The sequence below is a fragment of the Phycicoccus sp. DTK01 genome, assembly GCF_017312765.1.
GTDB classification, from domain to species: domain Bacteria; phylum Actinomycetota; class Actinomycetes; order Actinomycetales; family Dermatophilaceae; genus Phycicoccus; species Phycicoccus jejuensis.
Genome location: NZ_BOPU01000007.1, coordinates 58,504 through 75,174 on the forward strand (window position 1 = coordinate 58,504; position 16,671 = coordinate 75,174).

At 74.5% G+C, this 16,671-nt stretch carries 14 protein-coding genes; 8 read left to right on the plus strand and 6 right to left on the minus strand.

Annotation, left to right across the window (positions count from 1 at the left end; translation table 11 throughout):
• Positions 1 to 41 precede the first annotated feature (41 nt).
• Positions 42 to 2,954, minus strand: coding sequence for a M36 family metallopeptidase (locus tag J3473_RS14735; protein ID WP_207024600.1), 2,913 nt, complete (start codon positions 2,952 to 2,954; stop codon positions 42 to 44).
• Positions 2,955 to 3,288: 334 nt separating this feature from the next.
• On the opposite strand from J3473_RS14735, the gene J3473_RS14740 reads away from it, so the two are divergent.
• Both J3473_RS14740 and J3473_RS14745 read left to right on the plus strand, forming a co-directional pair.
• Complete coding sequence (locus J3473_RS14740; RefSeq protein WP_242525890.1) at positions 3,289 to 4,485, plus strand: CaiB/BaiF CoA-transferase family protein; 1,197 nt, start codon at positions 3,289 to 3,291, stop codon at positions 4,483 to 4,485.
• Positions 4,482 to 5,981, plus strand: a complete 1,500-nt coding sequence (locus J3473_RS14745) for a carboxyl transferase domain-containing protein (RefSeq protein WP_207024603.1) — start codon at positions 4,482 to 4,484, stop codon at positions 5,979 to 5,981. The genes J3473_RS14740 and J3473_RS14745 overlap by 4 nt, the downstream gene beginning before the upstream one ends.
• 99 nt (positions 5,982 to 6,080) lie before the next feature.
• Here the strand turns inward: J3473_RS14745 and J3473_RS14750 are convergent, their stop codons facing one another.
• Complete coding sequence (locus J3473_RS14750; RefSeq protein ID WP_242525891.1) at positions 6,081 to 7,016, minus strand: DMT family transporter; 936 nt, start codon at positions 7,014 to 7,016, stop codon at positions 6,081 to 6,083.
• A 201-nt stretch (positions 7,017 to 7,217) separates the two neighbouring features.
• On the opposite strand from J3473_RS14750, the gene J3473_RS14755 reads away from it, so the two are divergent.
• The 6 genes from J3473_RS14755 to J3473_RS14780 all read left to right on the plus strand — a co-directional run bounded on the left by J3473_RS14755 (position 7,218) and on the right by J3473_RS14780 (position 12,514).
• Positions 7,218 to 8,153 carry a carbamate kinase gene (locus tag J3473_RS14755; RefSeq protein ID WP_207024607.1) on the plus strand — a complete coding sequence of 312 codons (936 nt, stop codon included), beginning with the start codon at positions 7,218 to 7,220 and terminating at the stop codon, positions 8,151 to 8,153.
• Positions 8,154 to 8,165: 12 nt separating this feature from the next.
• The gene (locus J3473_RS14760) at positions 8,166 to 9,293 is read left to right on the plus strand and encodes a ring-opening amidohydrolase (protein ID WP_207024608.1); all 1,128 of its coding nucleotides are present in this window, start codon (positions 8,166 to 8,168) and stop codon (positions 9,291 to 9,293) included.
• Between the two features lie 106 nt (positions 9,294 to 9,399).
• Positions 9,400 to 10,179 (plus strand): guanitoxin biosynthesis heme-dependent pre-guanitoxin N-hydroxylase GntA, encoded by a 780-nt coding sequence (gntA, locus tag J3473_RS14765; protein ID WP_207024610.1) that lies wholly within the window; start codon positions 9,400 to 9,402, stop codon positions 10,177 to 10,179.
• Entirely contained in the window at positions 10,176 to 10,850 is a 675-nt protein-coding gene (locus tag J3473_RS14770; protein WP_207024611.1) for an urea carboxylase-associated family protein, read from the plus strand. The genes gntA and J3473_RS14770 overlap by 4 nt, the downstream gene beginning before the upstream one ends.
• Before the next feature lie 166 nt (positions 10,851 to 11,016).
• Positions 11,017 to 11,598, plus strand: a complete 582-nt coding sequence (locus J3473_RS14775; protein ID WP_207024613.1) for a hypothetical protein — start codon at positions 11,017 to 11,019, stop codon at positions 11,596 to 11,598.
• Positions 11,599 to 11,722: 124 nt separating this feature from the next.
• Positions 11,723 to 12,514, plus strand: a complete 792-nt coding sequence (locus J3473_RS14780) for a formate/nitrite transporter family protein (protein WP_207024615.1) — start codon at positions 11,723 to 11,725, stop codon at positions 12,512 to 12,514.
• Between the two features lie 40 nt (positions 12,515 to 12,554).
• Here J3473_RS14780 and purH read toward each other — a convergent pair whose 3' ends face one another.
• The 4 genes from purH to J3473_RS14800 all read right to left on the minus strand — a co-directional run bounded on the left by purH (position 12,555) and on the right by J3473_RS14800 (position 16,639).
• Positions 12,555 to 14,180, minus strand: a complete 1,626-nt coding sequence (gene purH, locus J3473_RS14785; protein WP_207024617.1) for a bifunctional phosphoribosylaminoimidazolecarboxamide formyltransferase/IMP cyclohydrolase — start codon at positions 14,178 to 14,180, stop codon at positions 12,555 to 12,557.
• A 220-nt stretch (positions 14,181 to 14,400) separates the two neighbouring features.
• On the minus strand, positions 14,401 to 14,826 hold the full coding sequence (locus J3473_RS14790) for a TIGR03618 family F420-dependent PPOX class oxidoreductase (RefSeq protein ID WP_207024619.1): 426 nt from the start codon (positions 14,824 to 14,826) through the stop codon (positions 14,401 to 14,403).
• The gene (gene purN, locus J3473_RS14795; protein WP_242525903.1) at positions 14,817 to 15,377 is read right to left on the minus strand and encodes a phosphoribosylglycinamide formyltransferase; all 561 of its coding nucleotides are present in this window, start codon (positions 15,375 to 15,377) and stop codon (positions 14,817 to 14,819) included. The genes J3473_RS14790 and purN overlap by 10 nt, the downstream gene beginning before the upstream one ends.
• A 20-nt stretch (positions 15,378 to 15,397) precedes the next feature.
• Entirely contained in the window at positions 15,398 to 16,639 is a 1,242-nt protein-coding gene (locus J3473_RS14800) for a DUF6350 family protein (RefSeq protein ID WP_207024622.1), read from the minus strand.
• Positions 16,640 to 16,671: the final 32 nt, after the last annotated feature.

The window sequence follows — 16,671 nt, forward strand, 5'->3', positions numbered from 1 at the left end:
GGCAACCACTTCCGCACTCGACTCCGGGGATGGGAGGTGCCTCAGCGGCGGAAGACCTGCACCTCCGAGATGCCGACCTTCTCGGCGCCGCTGTAGTTCGTGGCGCAGTCGGTCGCGTTGGCCGGGTCGTTGTCCTGCTCACCGGCGTACGCCGGTCCGCCCTGGCACTGGTTGGCAACGGCCACGAACCGCAGGTGGGTGGCCGCGGTCTGCGGGATGTCGAACGAGCGCATCTTGAGCGCCGGCGCCGTCGGCCGCGGGACCCCGGCGGGGAACGCGTCGGCCGGCGAGGTCCACACCGGGCGGTAGTCGGCGTCGCGCGAGCAGTCGACCCGGCCGCGGGCGTCGCAGGCGAGCACCTGGAACTGGCGCATCGCCTGGAAGCGGCCGACGACCCCGGGCTCCGGCAGGGAGCTGACCTGGACCCGGCGGACGACCTGGCGGCCACCGGCGAGGTCGACGGTGAACGCCTTCTGCGCCGCCGTCGGGCGGTCGACCGTCGTCGCCGTCGTGCCCTCGTCGTCGTCGACGAGCTTGCCGAGGTTGACGCCCTCGCCGGTCACGGTGGCCCCGCGGGCCGTGCTGGCGAGGTTGTCGCGCAGCTTGACCGGGAGGTTGCGGGTCTGGTTCGGCCTGGCCGTCAGCGTGACCCGGACCTGCCCGTGGCCCTGCGCCCACGCGGTGTACGTCCGCTCGCCCGGGGCGATCGAGAACGTGTCACCGAGCGCGGTCGCGGGGTCGGTGTCGGCCACCGGGCGCGAGCGGGCGGTGTACTCGCCGACGTAGAGCTTCGCGCCGACGACCGGCCGTCCCTCCTCGTCGGTCGGGCTGAACCGCAGCGTCGCGTCCTTCGCGTACGCCGAGGCGAAGCTCGGGACAGGCTGCGTGTCACCGGAACCCGCCGAGGTCGCGCCCTGTCCGAGGCCGCGGGCGGCGAAGGCGTTCCACAGCAGGTCCTGGTTGGCCCCGCCGAAGCGCAGGAGGTCGGCGGCGAGCATCCGGTCGCGGGCGTCGACCATCGAGACGGCGCCGCTCGGCATGAGCAGCCACGAGTCGAAGACCAGCTGGATCCAGCGCCGGTTGCCCGGGCACTGCGTGGCGGCACGCTCGCCGTCGGCGCAGGCCTTCTGGGTCGCGGCGTCCCCGAGCCCGTAGCGGTCGATGAACGCCGCCCGGATGTCGTTGTTCGTCGCGGACCAGATCTCGCCGTCCGCGTGCACCTGCGGACCGGTCAGGTCGTAGCCGACGTTCGAGTAGTTGAGCGGGCTCTGCCCCATGTTGTAGTTGCGGATGCCCTGCTGCGGGTTGCCGGTGACGTAGGCGCCCATCGGGGTCGCCTCGCCGCCGAGCGGCGCGTAGCCGTTCTCCTGCAGGTACTCCATCGCCATGAGGTCCGACCAGCTCTCGCCCATGCCGCCGGCCTGGAGCCCGGACAGGCCCTGGACGGGGCCGCCCGCCATCCGGTTGCTGATGGCGTGGCCGTACTCGTGGCCGATGACCGACATGTCGAACGAGCCGTCGACGCACGGGGCATAGAACGAGCCCGCGACCGGCTGCCACATGTACATGTTCGAGTACACGGTGCCGCCGTCGCCGAGGGTCAGCTGGTTCGCGTTGTTGCGCAGGCCGACCTGGGCCCCGGACTGGGCGCGCCCGACCTCCGGGTCACCGCCCGTGCCGCCCTTGCCGTAGTTGTCGCGCTGGAGGTTCCACGCCGACTCGGTGAAGCCCAGCCGGTAGGACCAGTCGTGCATCCGGTTGTGCATCGCGAAGAGGTTGGCCGTCGCCGCGTCGATGTCGTTGCGGGTCGGGCTGGAGTACGCGGCGGGGTCGCACTTGCTCGTCTGCCAGACGTTGGTCCAGTCGTAGACGTAGTTGCGGTCGGCCTTCGGGGTCGCCGTGAGGCCGGGCGTCGTGCGCCACTGCTCGTAGGTCAGCGCGTTGTTGCCGTTCGTCGTGAACGTGCTGATGTCCGTCGAGGGGTCGAGGTCCCACGCCTTCGGGGAGGCCGGGCTCGCGACGACCTCGTCGCACCCCTCGGCGGCGACCCAGCAGAAGGTGCTGCGGGTGTCGGTGGAGGAGCGGTCGGTCAGCGGCGTGCCGGTGAAGACCTTCCAGCGCGGGTTGTCGCTGTCGGCGTCGACGAGGTTCTCGCGGGCGATGACCTTCCCGGTCACGGCATCGACGTGGATGCTGTACGCGGTCTCGGCGTCGACGACCATCTCGACCCGGAACGCGCGCCGGGGGTCCTTGCCGGGCACGGGGACCGCGACCTCCTCGGTGCGCTGCGAGACGAGCGACCCGGCGTCGGCGCCGACGCTGCGGGCCGCCGCGGCGACGGCGTCCTTCTCCGAGACCTTCGCGGCGGCCGGGGCCGCGGCGTCGGGGGTGAAGGTCGAGCTGACGTAGCGGACCGACCCGTTCTGGACCGCCACGGCGACCATGCCGTCGAGGCCCGCGGAGACACCGCCGAAGGTCTGCCGCAGCAGGACGACGGTGGCGTCGCCGATGCGGTTGGTGCCGACGAGCTCGACGTCGTCCAGCTGGTCGCTCGTCAGCCCGAAGGCCGCCCGCTCGCCGGCGAGGAAGTCGCGGGCCGCGGTCTCGGGGTCCTTGGCGAGTCCGCGCGCGACCGGTGACGTGCCGTCGAGCACGTAGCTGGCCGGCGCACCGAACCGGTTCCAGGTCACCGACTTCGCACCCGATGCGCGCCCGGTGTCGGTCGAGCGCTGCGCCGACGAGCGCTGCGCCGACGACGGCGCGGCCGAGCCGGTCCGCGTGTCGAGGTCGGGCAGGCCGTGGTCGTGGTCGCGCTCGCCGGGCGGGGTCGACACGATGTCGGCCGGCGCCTCCTCGGCGGCGGCCGCCTGCTGGGCGGTCACCGCCAGGCTCAGCGCGACGGCGGCGGTCAGGCCGGTCGCGACCGCGCGGGTCGCTGGGTTCCTGCGTCTCATCCGGATGCTCCTCGGTGGGGGGTCGCCACGGGAAGCACCGGGCTCCGCGGTCCACCGGGTCCCGGCGGACGACGGCCCCTGCCCCGGCCCCGTCGCGTGCCGTCCACCCAACCCGCTGGAGCCCCTGAGAAGAACCTGTGAGAGACCAAGTCTTGGTCAAGTCTTCGTCAGCGCGCGGGTCCGCCGACCGCCGGACTGGCAGAAGGTGCCAGCGGATCGGCCGGTTCACGGGCTCGGGACGACGATGGGCGCCCTCCTCCCGGCGGCTAGGTTGACGAGACGCCGGCGCCCCACCCCGTCGGCGCACCGCCCCGAGCACCGAGGAGCCCCACCCGTGACCGGACCGCTGGACGGCATCACCGTCGTCGACCTCTCGCGCGCCCTCGCCGGCCCCCACGCTGCGATGCTCCTCGGCGACATGGGCGCCCGCGTCGTCAAGGTCGAGTCCCCGACCGGTGACGACACCCGCGGATGGGGACCGCCCTTCGTCGGCCCCGAGGACGACCCGGTGTCGACGTACTTCCTCTCGTGCAACCGCAACAAGGAGTCGATCGTCCTCGACCTCAAGTCCGACGACGGCCGCGAGACGCTGACCCGCCTCGTGCGCCACGCCGACGTGCTCATCGAGAACTTCCGCCCGGGTGTCCTCGACCGGCTCGGGTTCGACGTCGAGCGCCTCCACGAGCTCAACCCCGGGCTGGTCGTCCTCGCCATCAGCGGGTTCGGCCACGACGGACCCGAGGGCGGCCGCCCCGGTTACGACCAGATCGCCCAGGGCGAGGCCGGCCTGATGTCGGTGACCGGCACCGGGCCCGACGAGCCGCAGCGCGTCGGCGTGCCGATCGGCGACCTGCTGGCCGGGCTGCACGGCGCCTTCGGCGTGGCCACCGCCCTGCGCGAGCGTGAGCTGACCGGCCGCGGGCGCGTCGTGCGCACCTCGCTGCTCGCCTCGGTCGTCGGAGTGCACGCCTTTCAGGGCACCGCGTACACCGTTGCGGGACAGGTCGGTCGGGCGCAGGGCAACCACCACCCGTCGCTCGCGCCGTACGGTCTCTTCCACGCGAGCGACGGCCCGGTGCAGGTGGCCGTCGGCTCGCAGGGCCTCTGGGTGCGCTTCGCGGAGGCGTTCGACATCGACCCCGCCGACCCCCTGCTCGCCACCAACTCCGCCCGTGTCGGCAACCGCGCTCACCTCGTCGAGGTCATCGACGCCGCCTTCGCGTCGTGGCGCGCCGAGGAGCTGCTGTCCCGGCTCGCCGAGCTCGGCATCCCGTCGGGCAAGGTGCGCTCCATCGACGAGGTCTACGACTGGGAGCAGACCCGCTCGCAGGGACTCGTCATCGACGTCGAGCACCCAGTGCTCGGGCGCATCGAGCTGCCCGGTCCGCCGATCCGGTTCGACGACAACGCCTTCGGCGGCGGTCGTGACACCCACCAGCCGCCCCCCGGTCTCGGCGAGCACGACGCCACGGTCCGTGCCTGGCTCGACGAGGCGGACGCGGCCGACGCGGCCGAAGGGGGCCGCCCGTGACCGCCGAGGCGCGGGCGCGCCGGCCCGGCGCCCACGAGCTGCTCGACGCCGTGCTCGACGCGGGCAGCTTCACCTCGTGGGACGAGGCGCCCCTGAGGGTCGCGGAGCCCGGTAGCGAGTACGCCGTCGAGCTGGCCGCCGCGGCCGAGCGCGCCGGCACCGACGAGTCCATCGTCACCGGCGAGGGGCGCATCGGCGGGCACCGGGTCGCCGTCGTCGTCGGCGAGTTCCGCTTCCTCGCCGGCTCGATCGGCCGGGCCGCCGCCGAGCGCGTGACCGCTGCCTTCGAGCGCGCGACCGCCGAGCGGCTGCCCCTGTTCGCCGCGCCCTCGTCCGGCGGCACGCGGATGCAGGAGGGCACGCCGGCCTTCGTGACGATGGTGAAGATCAGCGGCGCCGTCGCCGCGTTCAAGGCCGCCCGGCTGCCATACATCACCTACCTGCGGCACCCGACGACCGGTGGCGTCCTCGCGTCGTGGGGGTCGCTCGGCCACGTGACCGTCGCCGAGCCGGGGGCGACCATCGGCTTCCTCGGCGCGCGCGTCTACGAGGCGCTGTACGGCGAGCCCTTCCCCCAGGACGTGCAGGTCGCCGAGAACCTCTACGCCCACGGCCTGCTCGACGCCGTGCTGCCCGTCGAGGCGCTGACCGAGATCGCCGGCCGCTTCCTCGACATCCTCGCGGCGCCGCGCGAGCTGACCCCGGTGCCCGACGTGCCGAAGGAACCGCTCGCCGACGTCCCGGCCTGGGACTCCGTCACGCGCTCCCGCCGCCCGGAGCGGCCGGGCATCCGCGCCCTGCTGCGGCTCGGCGCGTCCGACGTCCTGCCGCTGTTCGGCACCGGCGCCGGCGAGTGGGACCGCAGTCTCTTCCTCGCGCTCGCCCGCTTCGACGGCGCGACGTGCGTCGTCCTCGGCCAGGACCGCCGGGCCGAGGCGCTCGAGGCGCCGCTCGGGCCGTCCGGGCTGCGGGTGGCCCGGCGCGGGATGAAGCTCGCGACCGAGCTCGGGCTGCCGCTGGTCAGCCTCATCGACACCGCGGGAGCCGCCCTGTCGAAGGCCGCCGAGGAGGGTGGCATGGCCGGCGAGATCGCGCGGTGCATCGCCGAGCTCGTCACGCTGCCCGTGCCGACGGTCTGCGTCCTGCTCGGCCAGGGAACCGGGGGCGGGGCGCTCGCGCTGATGCCCGCCGACCGTGTGCTCGCGGCGCAGCACTCCTGGCTCTCGCCGCTGCCGCCGGAGGGTGCCTCGGCCATCCTCCACCGCACGACCGAGCGTGCCCCCGAGCTCGCCGACCAGCAGCGCGTGCGCTCGCTCGACCTGCTGCGCGCGGGCATCGTCGACCGGGTCGTGGCCGAGCACCCCGACGCCGCCGACGAGCCGGAGGCGTTCTGCCGCCGGCTCGCGCAGGCCGTCCGCCACGAGCTGGCCGAGCTCGCGGCGCTCGACGACGCGGCCCGGCTCACCGCCCGTCACGACCGCTGGCGCGCCCTCTGACCCCCGTCCCCCACTGATTGCGAGTTCCGCCGCCGACGCGCCGCGTCAGCGGCGTGTCGAGCGGCGGAACTCGCAAGAAGTCGGGAAAACCCGGGGGGGTCAGGCGACGGGGAGGGCGTCCTCGGCGCGCTCGGGCGCGACGACGGAGGGCCGCCGCGCATGCTGCTCGTTGAGCGCCAGCCCGACGACGGACACCAGCACGACCGCGAAGCCGAGCCACTGCGTCGCGCTCGGGCTCGCCCCGAGCCACACGACGCCGACGAGCGCCGCCGACAGCGGGAAGGCCAGCTCGGCGAGGGTCGCCCGCGACGCCGGCGTGCGCCCGAGCGCGCGGTAGTACAGGACGAGCGCGAGCAGGCCCGGCACGAGGGCCAGCAGGAGGATGTTGACGACCGCGTCGGAGCCGAGCAGCACCGGCGTGCCGGTCAGCCCGGCCGTCACTGCGAGCGTCACGAGGCCGAAGGCGAAGCGCAGCGCCGTGAGGTCCGAGAAGCGCAGCTCGGCGGACGCCGCGCGCCCGAGCACCGTCCCCGCCGCCCACAGCGCCGCGGCGCCGACGGCCAGCAGCGCCGCCGTGGCGCTCGAGACGCTGACGGCCAGCGGGTCGGGGAAGGCCAGCAGCCAGGCCCCGACGAGCGCCGGCACGGCGAACACCGCGTAGACCGGGCGCAGCCGCTCGCCGAGCAGCAGCGCCGCGAGCGCGATGGCGATGAGCGGCTGGAGCTTCTGGAGCACCTGCGGCGTGATCGGGTCGCCGGTGCGGAAGGCCGCCGTGAACAGGGTCGTCGCGAGCGCCGACGATCCGGCGCCGATGACGACGACGCTCACCTTCGTGCGCAGGGACGTCGTCCGCAGCCGCCGCAGCGCGGGCACGAGCCACGGCAGGGTGAGCACGACGAGGACGAGGTGCTCCCACAGGACGACGGCGAGGGCGGGGTACTCCGCGGCGAGCGGTCCGCGCCACAGCGAGGACAGGCCCCAGAGCGAGGCGGCGAGGGCGACGAGCCAGGTGCGGTCGGACGTCCGGTCGGTCATGGACACAGCGTGGACCACGCGCGCCCCGCGGCCACCACCGGCCCCGCGAGATGTCGAAGGACGAGACACCGGCGGTCGACGTCGGACTGCCAACGCCCGGCCCGCCCTTGGGCAGAACCTGCCAACGCGGGGCCGCGTCCCGGCTCCCTAGGGTCGGTCTCCCGGGCACCCCGTCCGGCGGATCAGGGAGCGAGGTGACGGATGCGGGTCCTCCTGGCCCTCGGCGGCAACGCGATGACCGGCCCCGACGGCAGCGCGACCCCCGCCGCGCAGATCGCCGCGGTGACCGAGGCGATGGGCGCCGCCGCCCGCCTCGTCGCGGCCGGCCACGAGGTCGTCGTCACGCACGGCAACGGCCCGCAGGTCGGCAACCTGCTCGTCAAGAACGAGCTCGCCGCGCACGTCGTCCCGCCGGTGCCGCTGGACTGGTGCGGCGCCCAGACGCAGGGAACCCTCGGCTTCACGATCCTCGACGCGCTCGACGCCGCCCTCGCCGCCGCCGGCACGCCGCGGCCGGTCGCGGCCCTCGTCACCCGCACGCTCGTCGACCGTGAGGACCCCGGCTTCACGCACCCCACGAAGCCGGTCGGCCGCTACGTCGACGCCGAGGCCGCCCAGCGGATGGTCGAGCACGGCCAGGTCTGGGAGGACCGCGGCGAGCGCGGCTGGCGGCGGGTCGTCGCCAGCCCCGAGCCGCTCGAGGTCCTCGACGTCCCGGCCGCCCGCACGCTCCTCGACGCCGGCTACGTCGTCGTCACGGCCGGCGGCGGCGGCATCCCCGTCGTCCGCGACGCCGACGGCACCCTGCGCGGCGTCGAGGCCGTCATCGACAAGGACCTCACCGCCGCGCTGCTCGCCCGCTCGCTCGGCGCCGACGTGCTCGTCATCGCCACCGACGTCGACCACGCCGCGGTCGGCTTCGGCACCCCGCAGCAGCGCGACCTCGGCCGGGTCACCCTCTCCGAGCTGCACGACCTCGCCGCCACCGGCGAGTTCGCGTCCGGCTCGATGGGCCCCAAGGTCGAGGCCGTCTCGCGCTTCGTCGCCGCCGGAGGACCGCGCGGCGTCATCACCTCGCTCACCCACATCACCGATGCCGTCGACGGCGGCTTCGGCACCGTCGTCGAACCCGACTGAGAGGAACATCCCGTGCCCGACGCCATCGAGGTCCGCAAGGTCCCGCTGCACACCGTCTCCGACGCCTCCGAGCTCGGCAAGCTCATCGACGCCGGCGTCATGGAGGCCGACCGCGTCATCGCCGTCATCGGGAAGACCGAGGGCAACGGCGGGGTCAACGACTACACGCGCATCATCGCCGACCGCGCCTTCCGCGAGATCCTCGTCGAGAAGGGCGCCGACCCGGCCAAGGTCAAGGAGATCCCGATCGTCTGGTCGGGCGGCACCGACGGCGTCATCAGCCCCCACGCCACCGTCTTCGCGACCGTCCCCGCCGAGCAGGCGCCGCAGACCGACGAGCCGCGCCTCACCGTCGGCTTCGCGATGAGCGAGCAGCTGGCCCCCGAGGAGATCGGCTACCTGCCGATGGTCGAGAAGGTCGCCGCCGCGGTCAAGGTCGCGATGGAGCGGGCCGGCATCACCGACCCGGCCGACGTCCACTACGTCCAGACGAAGACGCCGCTGCTCACCATCCACACGATCCGCGACGCGAAGTCCCGTGGCCAGAAGGTGTGGACCGAGCACACGCACGAGTCGATGGACCTCTCCAACGGCTGCACCGCGCTCGGCATCGCCGTCGCCCTCGGCGAGATCGAGATGCCGACCGACGCCGACGTCATGCACAACCGCGACCTGTACTCCTCGGTCGCGTCGTGCTCCTCGGGCGTCGAGCTCGACCAGGCGCAGGTCGTCGTCGTCGGCAACGCCCGCGGGGTCGGCGGTCGCTACCGCATCGGCCACTCGGTGATGAACGACGCGCTCGACCAGGACGGCATCTGGGCCGCGATCAAGGACGCCGGGCTCGACCTGCCCGAGCGCCCGCACCGCAGCGACCTCGGTGGCCGCCTCGTCAACGTCTTCCTCAAGTGCGAGGCGAGCCAGGACGGCACCGTCCAGGGCCGCCGCAACGCGATGCTCGACGACTCGGACGTGCACTGGCACCGCCAGATCAAGTCCTGCGTCGGCGGCGTCACCGCGTCGGTCACCGGCGACCCGGCCGTGTTCGTCTCCGTCTCGGCCGCCCACCAGGGCCCCGAGGGCGGCGGCCCGGTCGCGGCGATCATCGACCTCGGCGACGAGCCCACCGGCTACCGCGCCTGACGCACCCCCGAACCGGAGCCGGCTCTGCACCCCCTGCGGCAGGGCCGGCTCCTGCACGTCCGGGGCGCTGACGCATGACCGGGGACGGACGGGGTACCGGCCGCGGGTGAGCCACACCGCATCCTCGCCGTCCCCCACCCCTCCCCCGGCGCCCCCGCCGGGGCTGCTCGATCCCTCGCGCGCCGACGAGCTCGCCACCGCCCCGGACACCGCCGTCGTCGACGCCCTCGCCGAGATGGTCGCCCACCCCGAGTACCCCTGTCTGGGAGCCCGGTCGGTGTTCCGTCGGGATGCCGTCACTCCGCACGTCCTCGACGACCTGACCGACGACCGGCCCGGCGGGTCGCTCGACGAGCTGGGCCAGCGGCTGCGGTCGTTCGCGGCCGGAGCCGACCCCGACGGCGACCTCGTCTCGTTCGTCGCCTGCTTCCGGGGCCCGCGGGCCGACGAGCGCGGCTTCGAGGAGCAGCTGTGGGCGGCCCTGCGCCACCTGCACGCCCACGACGACCGGCCGTGGCCCGGCCACGTCGCGGCCGACCCCGGTGACCCGCACTTCGCCTTCAGCCACGGCGGCACGCCGTTCTTCGTCGTCGGCCTGCACCCCGGCGCCTCCCGCATCGCGCGGCGCGCGCCCCTTCCGACCCTCGTCTTCAACCTGCACGACCAGTTCGAGCGCCTACGGGCCGACGGCCGCTACCAGCGGATGCGTGACACCATCCGTCGTCGGGACACCGACCTCCAGGGTGGCGTCAACCCGATGGTCGCCGACCACGGGGCGGCGTCCGAGGCCCGCCAGTACTCCGGCCGCGCCGTGCCCGCCGACTGGACCCCGCCCTTCGCCCCGCACTCCACCCCGCACCCCGCCCCCGTCGAGGAGCCCGCATGAACCCCGCCCGCACCCGCTTCCCCCGTGCCTCCGCGCCGCCGCCGTACGCCGGCGGGGTCGACGGCGCCGCGGACGGGTGGCACCGCATCGGCCCGCAGACCGGCGTGGCCGTCGAGCTCGCCCCCGGTGACCGGCTGACCCTCCTCGACCCGTGTGGCGAGCAGGTGAGCGACCTCTACCTCGTGCGGTCCGACGACGTCGCGGAGCAGTTCTCGTCCGGCCGGACGACGGACTTCGGCAACAGCATCTACGTCTCGACCGGCTCGATGCTCTGGAGCAACCGCTCGGGCATCCTCGCCGAGGTCGTCGACGACACGGTCGGGGTCCACGACCTCACCCTCACCCCGTGCAGCCAGGCGACCTTCGACGTCCTCTACCCCGAGCTCGACGGCGCCCCGCACCCCAGCTGCTTCGCGAACATCGTCGGCGCCCTCGAGCCGTACGGCGTCGACGCGGACCGGGTCGGGGTGACGCTCAACGTGTTCATGGACGTCTGGACCGACGAGCGCGGCGAGCTGCACATCGACCCGCCGCCGACCCGTCCGGGCGACCGTTTCACCATCGAGGCGCGCGAGCCGCTCGTCGCTGCCGTCACCGCCTGCTCGGCGGAGAAGTCGAACAACGGCCGCTGCACCCCCATCGACTACCGCGTCGACGCCGCCCCCCGCTGACCCGCCACTCCCCCCTCTCTCTCCCCCGAACGTGTGTGGAACCGCCGGGCTTGCCCGGCGGTTCCACACGCGTTCGCGGAGAGGAGCGGGGCTCGGGGTCGGTCGAACGGACGGTCGGAGCCGGAGCGGCTGCGGAGCTCGCGGTCGTCCGACGATGCTGGCGCGCGTGACCAGCGCCCCCGGCCCGTCGTCGATGCCGTCCACCACGCCACAGCCCGCGAGCACCCTGCACCGCACCCGGCCGCCGCACGTCCCGACGACGCCGCCGGCCGTCACCGTGCAACCGGCCTCCGCGAGGACCCTGCGCCACGTCGCGCTCGGGGTCGTCGCGTTCTTCGCCGGGGGCATCCTCGGGCTGCCCGCGGCCACCCGGTCCCTCGCCCCGGCGGCCGGCACCGCGGTCGGGATGGCGTCGATGGTCCTGGCGGCCGCCGGCGTCCTGCTGCTCCTGCGGCGGTGGGGACGCTCGCTCGTCGCCGAGATCGAGCTCGGCTACACGACGTCGCGACCGCGGACGGCCTCGTGGTGGCTCCGCAACGGCCCCAAGCGCGGACGCTCCGTCGTCTGGGACCTCTCGGGCCTCTGGTACCTCCGACCGTCCGGGGAGGTCCGGGCCGCTCCCCTGCCGACACCGCACCCGGCCGGCTGGTACACCTCGCCCCGTGACCCCGCCCGGCTGGAGCTCTGGACCGGGTGCCAGTGGAGCGGGCTCCTCGGCGCACGGACGGACGGTCTCCTCCCGCTCTGACTCCCCGCCCTCTCCGACGCCCACGCCCGTGCCGCGAACGCGTGTGGGCTCGCCGGGCTTCCCCGGCGGTTTCACACACGTTCGCGGGGTCGTCGGCGGGGACGGGGGGCGGTAGGTTCCGGTCGTGGACACCGCCGAGGAGCAGCCCGACGAGGAGATCGACGAGGCCTTCGAGCGACTGCTCGAGGAGGGGCGCGACCGGCTGGAGCGACCGATCTGGACGTTGCTGCCGACCGGTCTGCTCGGCGGCATCGACGTCGGCGTCGGCATCCTCGCCTACCTCGTCGTCAAGCACGAGACGGACAGCCAGCTGCTCGCCGCGCTCGCGTTCTCGGTCGGGTTCGTGGCGCTGCTCCTCGCGCGCAGCGAGCTGTTCACCGAGAACTTCCTCGTGCCCGTGACCACGGCCGTCGCCGAGAAGGGCAACTGGGGCCGGCTGCTGCGCCTGTGGGTCGTCACGCTCCTGACGAACATCGCGGGGGGCGCGCTCGTCATCTGGGTCATCCTCGTGGCCCGGCCCGACCTCGCCGAGGTCACGCGGGAGACGGGCGAGCACTACGCCGAGCTCGGGGTCAGCCTGCGCAGCTTCATGCTCGCCGTGCTCGCCGGCCTCGTCATCACGCTCATGACCCGGATGCAGCACGGCACCGACAGCATGGGCATCCGGATCGTCCCCGCGCTGCTGTTCAGCGCCGTGCTCGTCGGCGCCGAGCTCTTCCACGCCGTGCTCGACGGGATCCTCGTCATCGGCGCCGCCATCGCCGGCTCGGACATCGCGTTCGGTGACGTCGTCGTCGCGGTCCTGTGGGCCTCGTTCGGCAACATCGTCGGGGGCGTCGGCTTCGTGACGTTCCTGCGGCTCGTGCGCTCCGCGCCGCGGGTCGAGGACGAGCGCGAGCGGTCGGCGACGACCTGACCCGCGCCCGCCCCCGACCCGCGGCCGGGGGCGCGACCCGTCAGTGCGCGAAGTGGCGGGTGCCGGTGAAGTACATCGTCACGCCGGCGGCCTGCGCGGCGGCGACGACCTCGGGGTCGCGCATCGAGCCGCCGGGCGCCACGACCGCGCGGACGCCGGCGTCGAGCAGCACCTGGAGGCCGTCGGCGAACGGGAAGAACGCGTCCGACGCCGCGACCGAGCCGCGCGCCCGCTGCGCCCCCGCGCGGGTCACCGCGAGGTGGCAGGAGTCGACCCGGTTGACCTGGCCCATCCCGATGCCGACGGACGCGCCGTCCTTGGCGAGGAGGATGGCGTTGGACTTGACCGCGCGCACCGCCCGCCACGCGAACTGGAGATCGGTCAGCGTGCGCTCATCGGCGGCGTCGCCGGACACGAGGCGCCAGTGCGCGGCGTCGTCGCCGCCGGTCGTGGCGCCCTCGTCGTCGCGGACCACGGCGTCGACCGCGTCGCGGACCTGCAGGAGCACACCACCGGAGACGGCGCGGAACTCGACCGGGTCGCTGAAGCGCTCGACGCCCTCGGGCAGGCGCAGCAGCCGGCGGTTCTTCTTCTCACGGAGGATCTCGAGGGCGTCGTCGTCGAAGGCCGGCGCGACGATCACCTCGCTGAAGACGTCGTTCGTCGCCAGCGCCATCTCGCGGGTCACCGGGCGGTTGGTCGCGATGATGCCGCCGAAGGCCGACACCGGGTCGCAGTCGTGCGCGGCGGTGTACGCCTCGGCGACCGTCTCGCCGACCGCGATGCCGCACGGGTTGGCGTGCTTGATGATCGCGACCGTCGGCTGGTCGCCGTGGTCGTACGCGGCGCGCAGCGCGGCGTCGGCGTCGACGTAGTTGTTGTACGACATCTCCTTGCCGGCCAGCTGCTCGGACTGCGCCAGGCCGGGCCGCCAGTGCGTGTAGAGCGCGGCGCGCTGGTGCGGGTTCTCGCCGTAGCGCAGGACCGCGGACTTCTCCCAGGTCGCGCCGGTCCACGCCGGGAAGCCGGTGCCGTCCGAGGTGTCCGCGTAGGCGTTGCCCATCCAGGAGGCGACGGCGACGTCGTAGCTCGCGGTGTGCGCGAACGCCTCGGCCGCGAGGCGCTTGCGCTGCTCGAGGGTGAAGCCGCCGGAGCGCACCGCCTCGAGGGCGACGCCGTAGGCCGCAGGGTCGGTGACGACGGCGACGCTCGGGTGGTTCTTCGCGGCCGCGCGGACCATCGAGGGGCCGCCGATGTCGATCTGCTCGACGCACTCGTCGGGCGTCGCACCGGAGGCCACGGTCTCGCGGAAGGGGTAGAGGTTGACGACGACGAGCTCGAACGCCTCGACACCGAGGTCCTCGAGCTGCGCGAGGTGGTCGGGCTTGCGCGTGTCGGCGAGCAGGCCGGCGTGGACGCGTGGGTGGAGGGTCTTGACGCGGCCCTCGAGGCACTCGGGGAAGCCGGTCAGCTCCTCGACGCGCGTGACGGGCAGGCCGAGCGACTCGATGAGCGCGGCGCTGCCGCCGGTCGAGACGAGCGTGACGCCGGCGTCGTGCAGGCCCTGCACGAGCTCGGGCAGGCCGGTCTTGTCGTAGACGGAGACGAGGGCGCGACGCACGGGGCGGACGTCCTGGGTCGGGCCGGGGGCGGAGACGGATGCCATGGAGGGCTCCTCGGGGTCGACGGGGTCGGTCCCGGAGCACCCAGGCGGGCGATGCCCCGACTGCAGACTTCCCGGTGGTGACCCACCCGCGCCAGTCGTCGTCGTTCCTCCGACGATGGCGTCGGGTGCCTCACCCTCAGGACCCGCCGGTGGTGACCCACCCGCGCCAGTCGTCGTCCCTCACTGTAGCGAGGAGGCGGAAGACCCCGAAATCTCCCGGTCAGCGGGCGTAGGGCGACGGGGGCAGCGGGTCGGGCCAGGAGCCACCGAGCACCCGGTCCACGTCGAGGACGACGACGACCCGCTCGGGGTTCGGCCGGGGCGGTCGGTACCGGACGGCGTAGCGCTCCTCGGCGTCGCGGACGGCGTCGGCGTCCTCGAGCACCCGGGTCGTCCCCTCGAAGGTGACCCACCGCCGCCCCTCGTGCTGGGTGAGCGACGCGCGACGTCCGGCCCGCGCCTGGACGACCTTGGCGCTCGAGCGCCCGGCGATGACCCGGGCGACGAGCAGCTCCTCGTCCCAGGTGAAGCCGACGGGCACGCTGTGCGGGCTGCCGTCGCGGCGCAGCGTCGTCAGGGTCGCGAGGTGGCGTTCGCGGAGGAAGGCGAGGACGTTCGGCGCGAGCGCGTCGGGGGTCAGCGCCACGAGCGGTCCTGCGCGAGCCGGGTCAGCACGTCGACGAGCATCCCGCGCTCCTGCTCCTTGATGCGCTCGTGCAGCGAGGCGGCGTCGTCGCCGTCCTCGACGCGCACGGCGCGCTGGTCGATGATCGGCCCGGTGTCGACCCCCGCGTCGACCCAGTGGCAGGTGCAGCCGGTGACCTTGACCCCGTGGGCGAGCGCGTCGCGCACGCCGTGCGCGCCGGGGAAGCTCGGCAGCAGAGCGGGGTGGGTGTTGACCACCCGGAACGCCTCGAGGAAGGCCGGCCCCAGCACCTTCATGAAGCCCGCGGACACGACGAGGTCGGGGTCGTGGGCGGCGACCAGGCGCGCGAGGGCGGCGTCCCAGTCGGCGCGGGTGTCGTGGTCGGGCACCCGGCAGACGAACGTCGGGATGCCGTGCTCCTGCGCCCGCTCGACCCCGCGCGTGCCGTCGCGGTCGGCTCCGACGACGACGACCTCGAGGGGCGCGTCGCCGGCGTCGAGGACCGCCTGGAGGTTGGTCCCGGAGCCGGAGACGAGCACGGCCAGCCGCAGCGGGCCACCTGACCCCGCGCTCACCGGCGCAGCCGCCACGCGTCACGCAGGACGAAGAGGACGGCGCCGACGACGAGCCACGCGAGCGCCGAGAGCGCCATCTCGAGGGCCGGGGCCCCGACCGACGACAGCCGGTAGGCCCCGAGCGACCCGCCGCCGACGGCGTCGAGCAGCCCGATGGCGAGCGCCGTGACGACGCACGAGGACACGGCGACGACGAGCTTGGTGCGCAGCCGGGCGAGCCGGGCCACGGTCGCGACGGCGCGACGCCCGACCCACATCCCGGCGCCGACGAGGAGCAGCACGCAGACGACGCCGACGAGCCCCGGGAAGCGCCCCGGCTGGGGCAGCGCACCGAGCGCGGGGACCATCGGCAGCAACCCCGTCTCGGAGCCGTCCCACGTGACGGAGGCCCCCTCGACGACCGAGAAGCCCGGGCCGGCGACGAACGAGACGACCCACAGGCCGAGGTTGGCCAGGCCGGCCAGCTGCCCCGCGAGGAGCACCGCGACGCCGACACCCGAGGGGGCGAGGTCGGACTGGATCGACACGACCCGCGGCCACGCGAGGAGCACCGCGAGGAGGACGGCGACCATCCCGACCATGATCAGGAGGCCGGCGCCCGCGAGCCCCGGACCGACCGAGCGACGGATGCTGTCGGGCAGCGGGAGGACCAGGCGCGGCCCGAGGACGTCGGGGTCGTCGCGGCCGACGGCGCGCAGCGCGTACCCGAGCCCGACGAGGGGCACGAGGACCGCCGGCAGGAGCAGCGTCCAGGGCCGGGGCGGCAGCGGGCCGTTCGCGGCGAGCACCCAGCCGATGCCGACGACGGCCGCGTAGCCGGCCCACCAGGCCCCGACCGCGGCGGCCAGCGGGCGCGGCAGCAGGCCGGCCCACCACTCCCCCTCGGAGCTGACCCGGACCATCGCCTCGCGCGCGCCCAGGCGGGCGACGAGCACGAGGACACCGAGGAGCAGCAGGGGCGTCAGCGCGATGGTGGCGGTCCCGACCCCGAGGTGGGCGCCGCCGGCGAGCAGCCAGGCCGAGGCGCCGACCGCCGTCGCCGACGACCCGTCCGAGCTCGAGAGCGGGTCGGCCGCCCACGCCGCGAGGACCGGCCCGACGACGAGCACCGCGGACACGAGCCCGGTCGCGACGCCGATGAGCCCGGAGCGCCGCCAGCCGGGCGCCAGCGGGTGGACGTGGTCACCGGCGGGCTCGGTGCCGGCCGGTGAGGACGTGGTGCGGTCCGTGACGGTCATCGCGGACCAGTCTGCGGCACGGTCAGCCGCGA

Coding starts and splice junctions, on each gene's coding strand:
- J3473_RS14800 (WP_207024622.1), bottom strand. CDS start 16,639: ATGACCGTCACGGACCGCACCACGTCCTCACCGGCCGGCACCGAGCCC.
- J3473_RS14755 (WP_207024607.1), top strand. CDS start 7,218: ATGCGGGTCCTCCTGGCCCTCGGCGGCAACGCGATGACCGGCCCCGAC.
- purH (WP_207024617.1), bottom strand. CDS start 14,180: ATGGCATCCGTCTCCGCCCCCGGCCCGACCCAGGACGTCCGCCCCGTG.
- J3473_RS14750 (WP_242525891.1), bottom strand. CDS start 7,016: ATGACCGACCGGACGTCCGACCGCACCTGGCTCGTCGCCCTCGCCGCC.
- J3473_RS14770 (WP_207024611.1), top strand. CDS start 10,176: ATGAACCCCGCCCGCACCCGCTTCCCCCGTGCCTCCGCGCCGCCGCCG.
- J3473_RS14735 (WP_207024600.1), bottom strand. CDS start 2,954: ATGAGACGCAGGAACCCAGCGACCCGCGCGGTCGCGACCGGCCTGACC.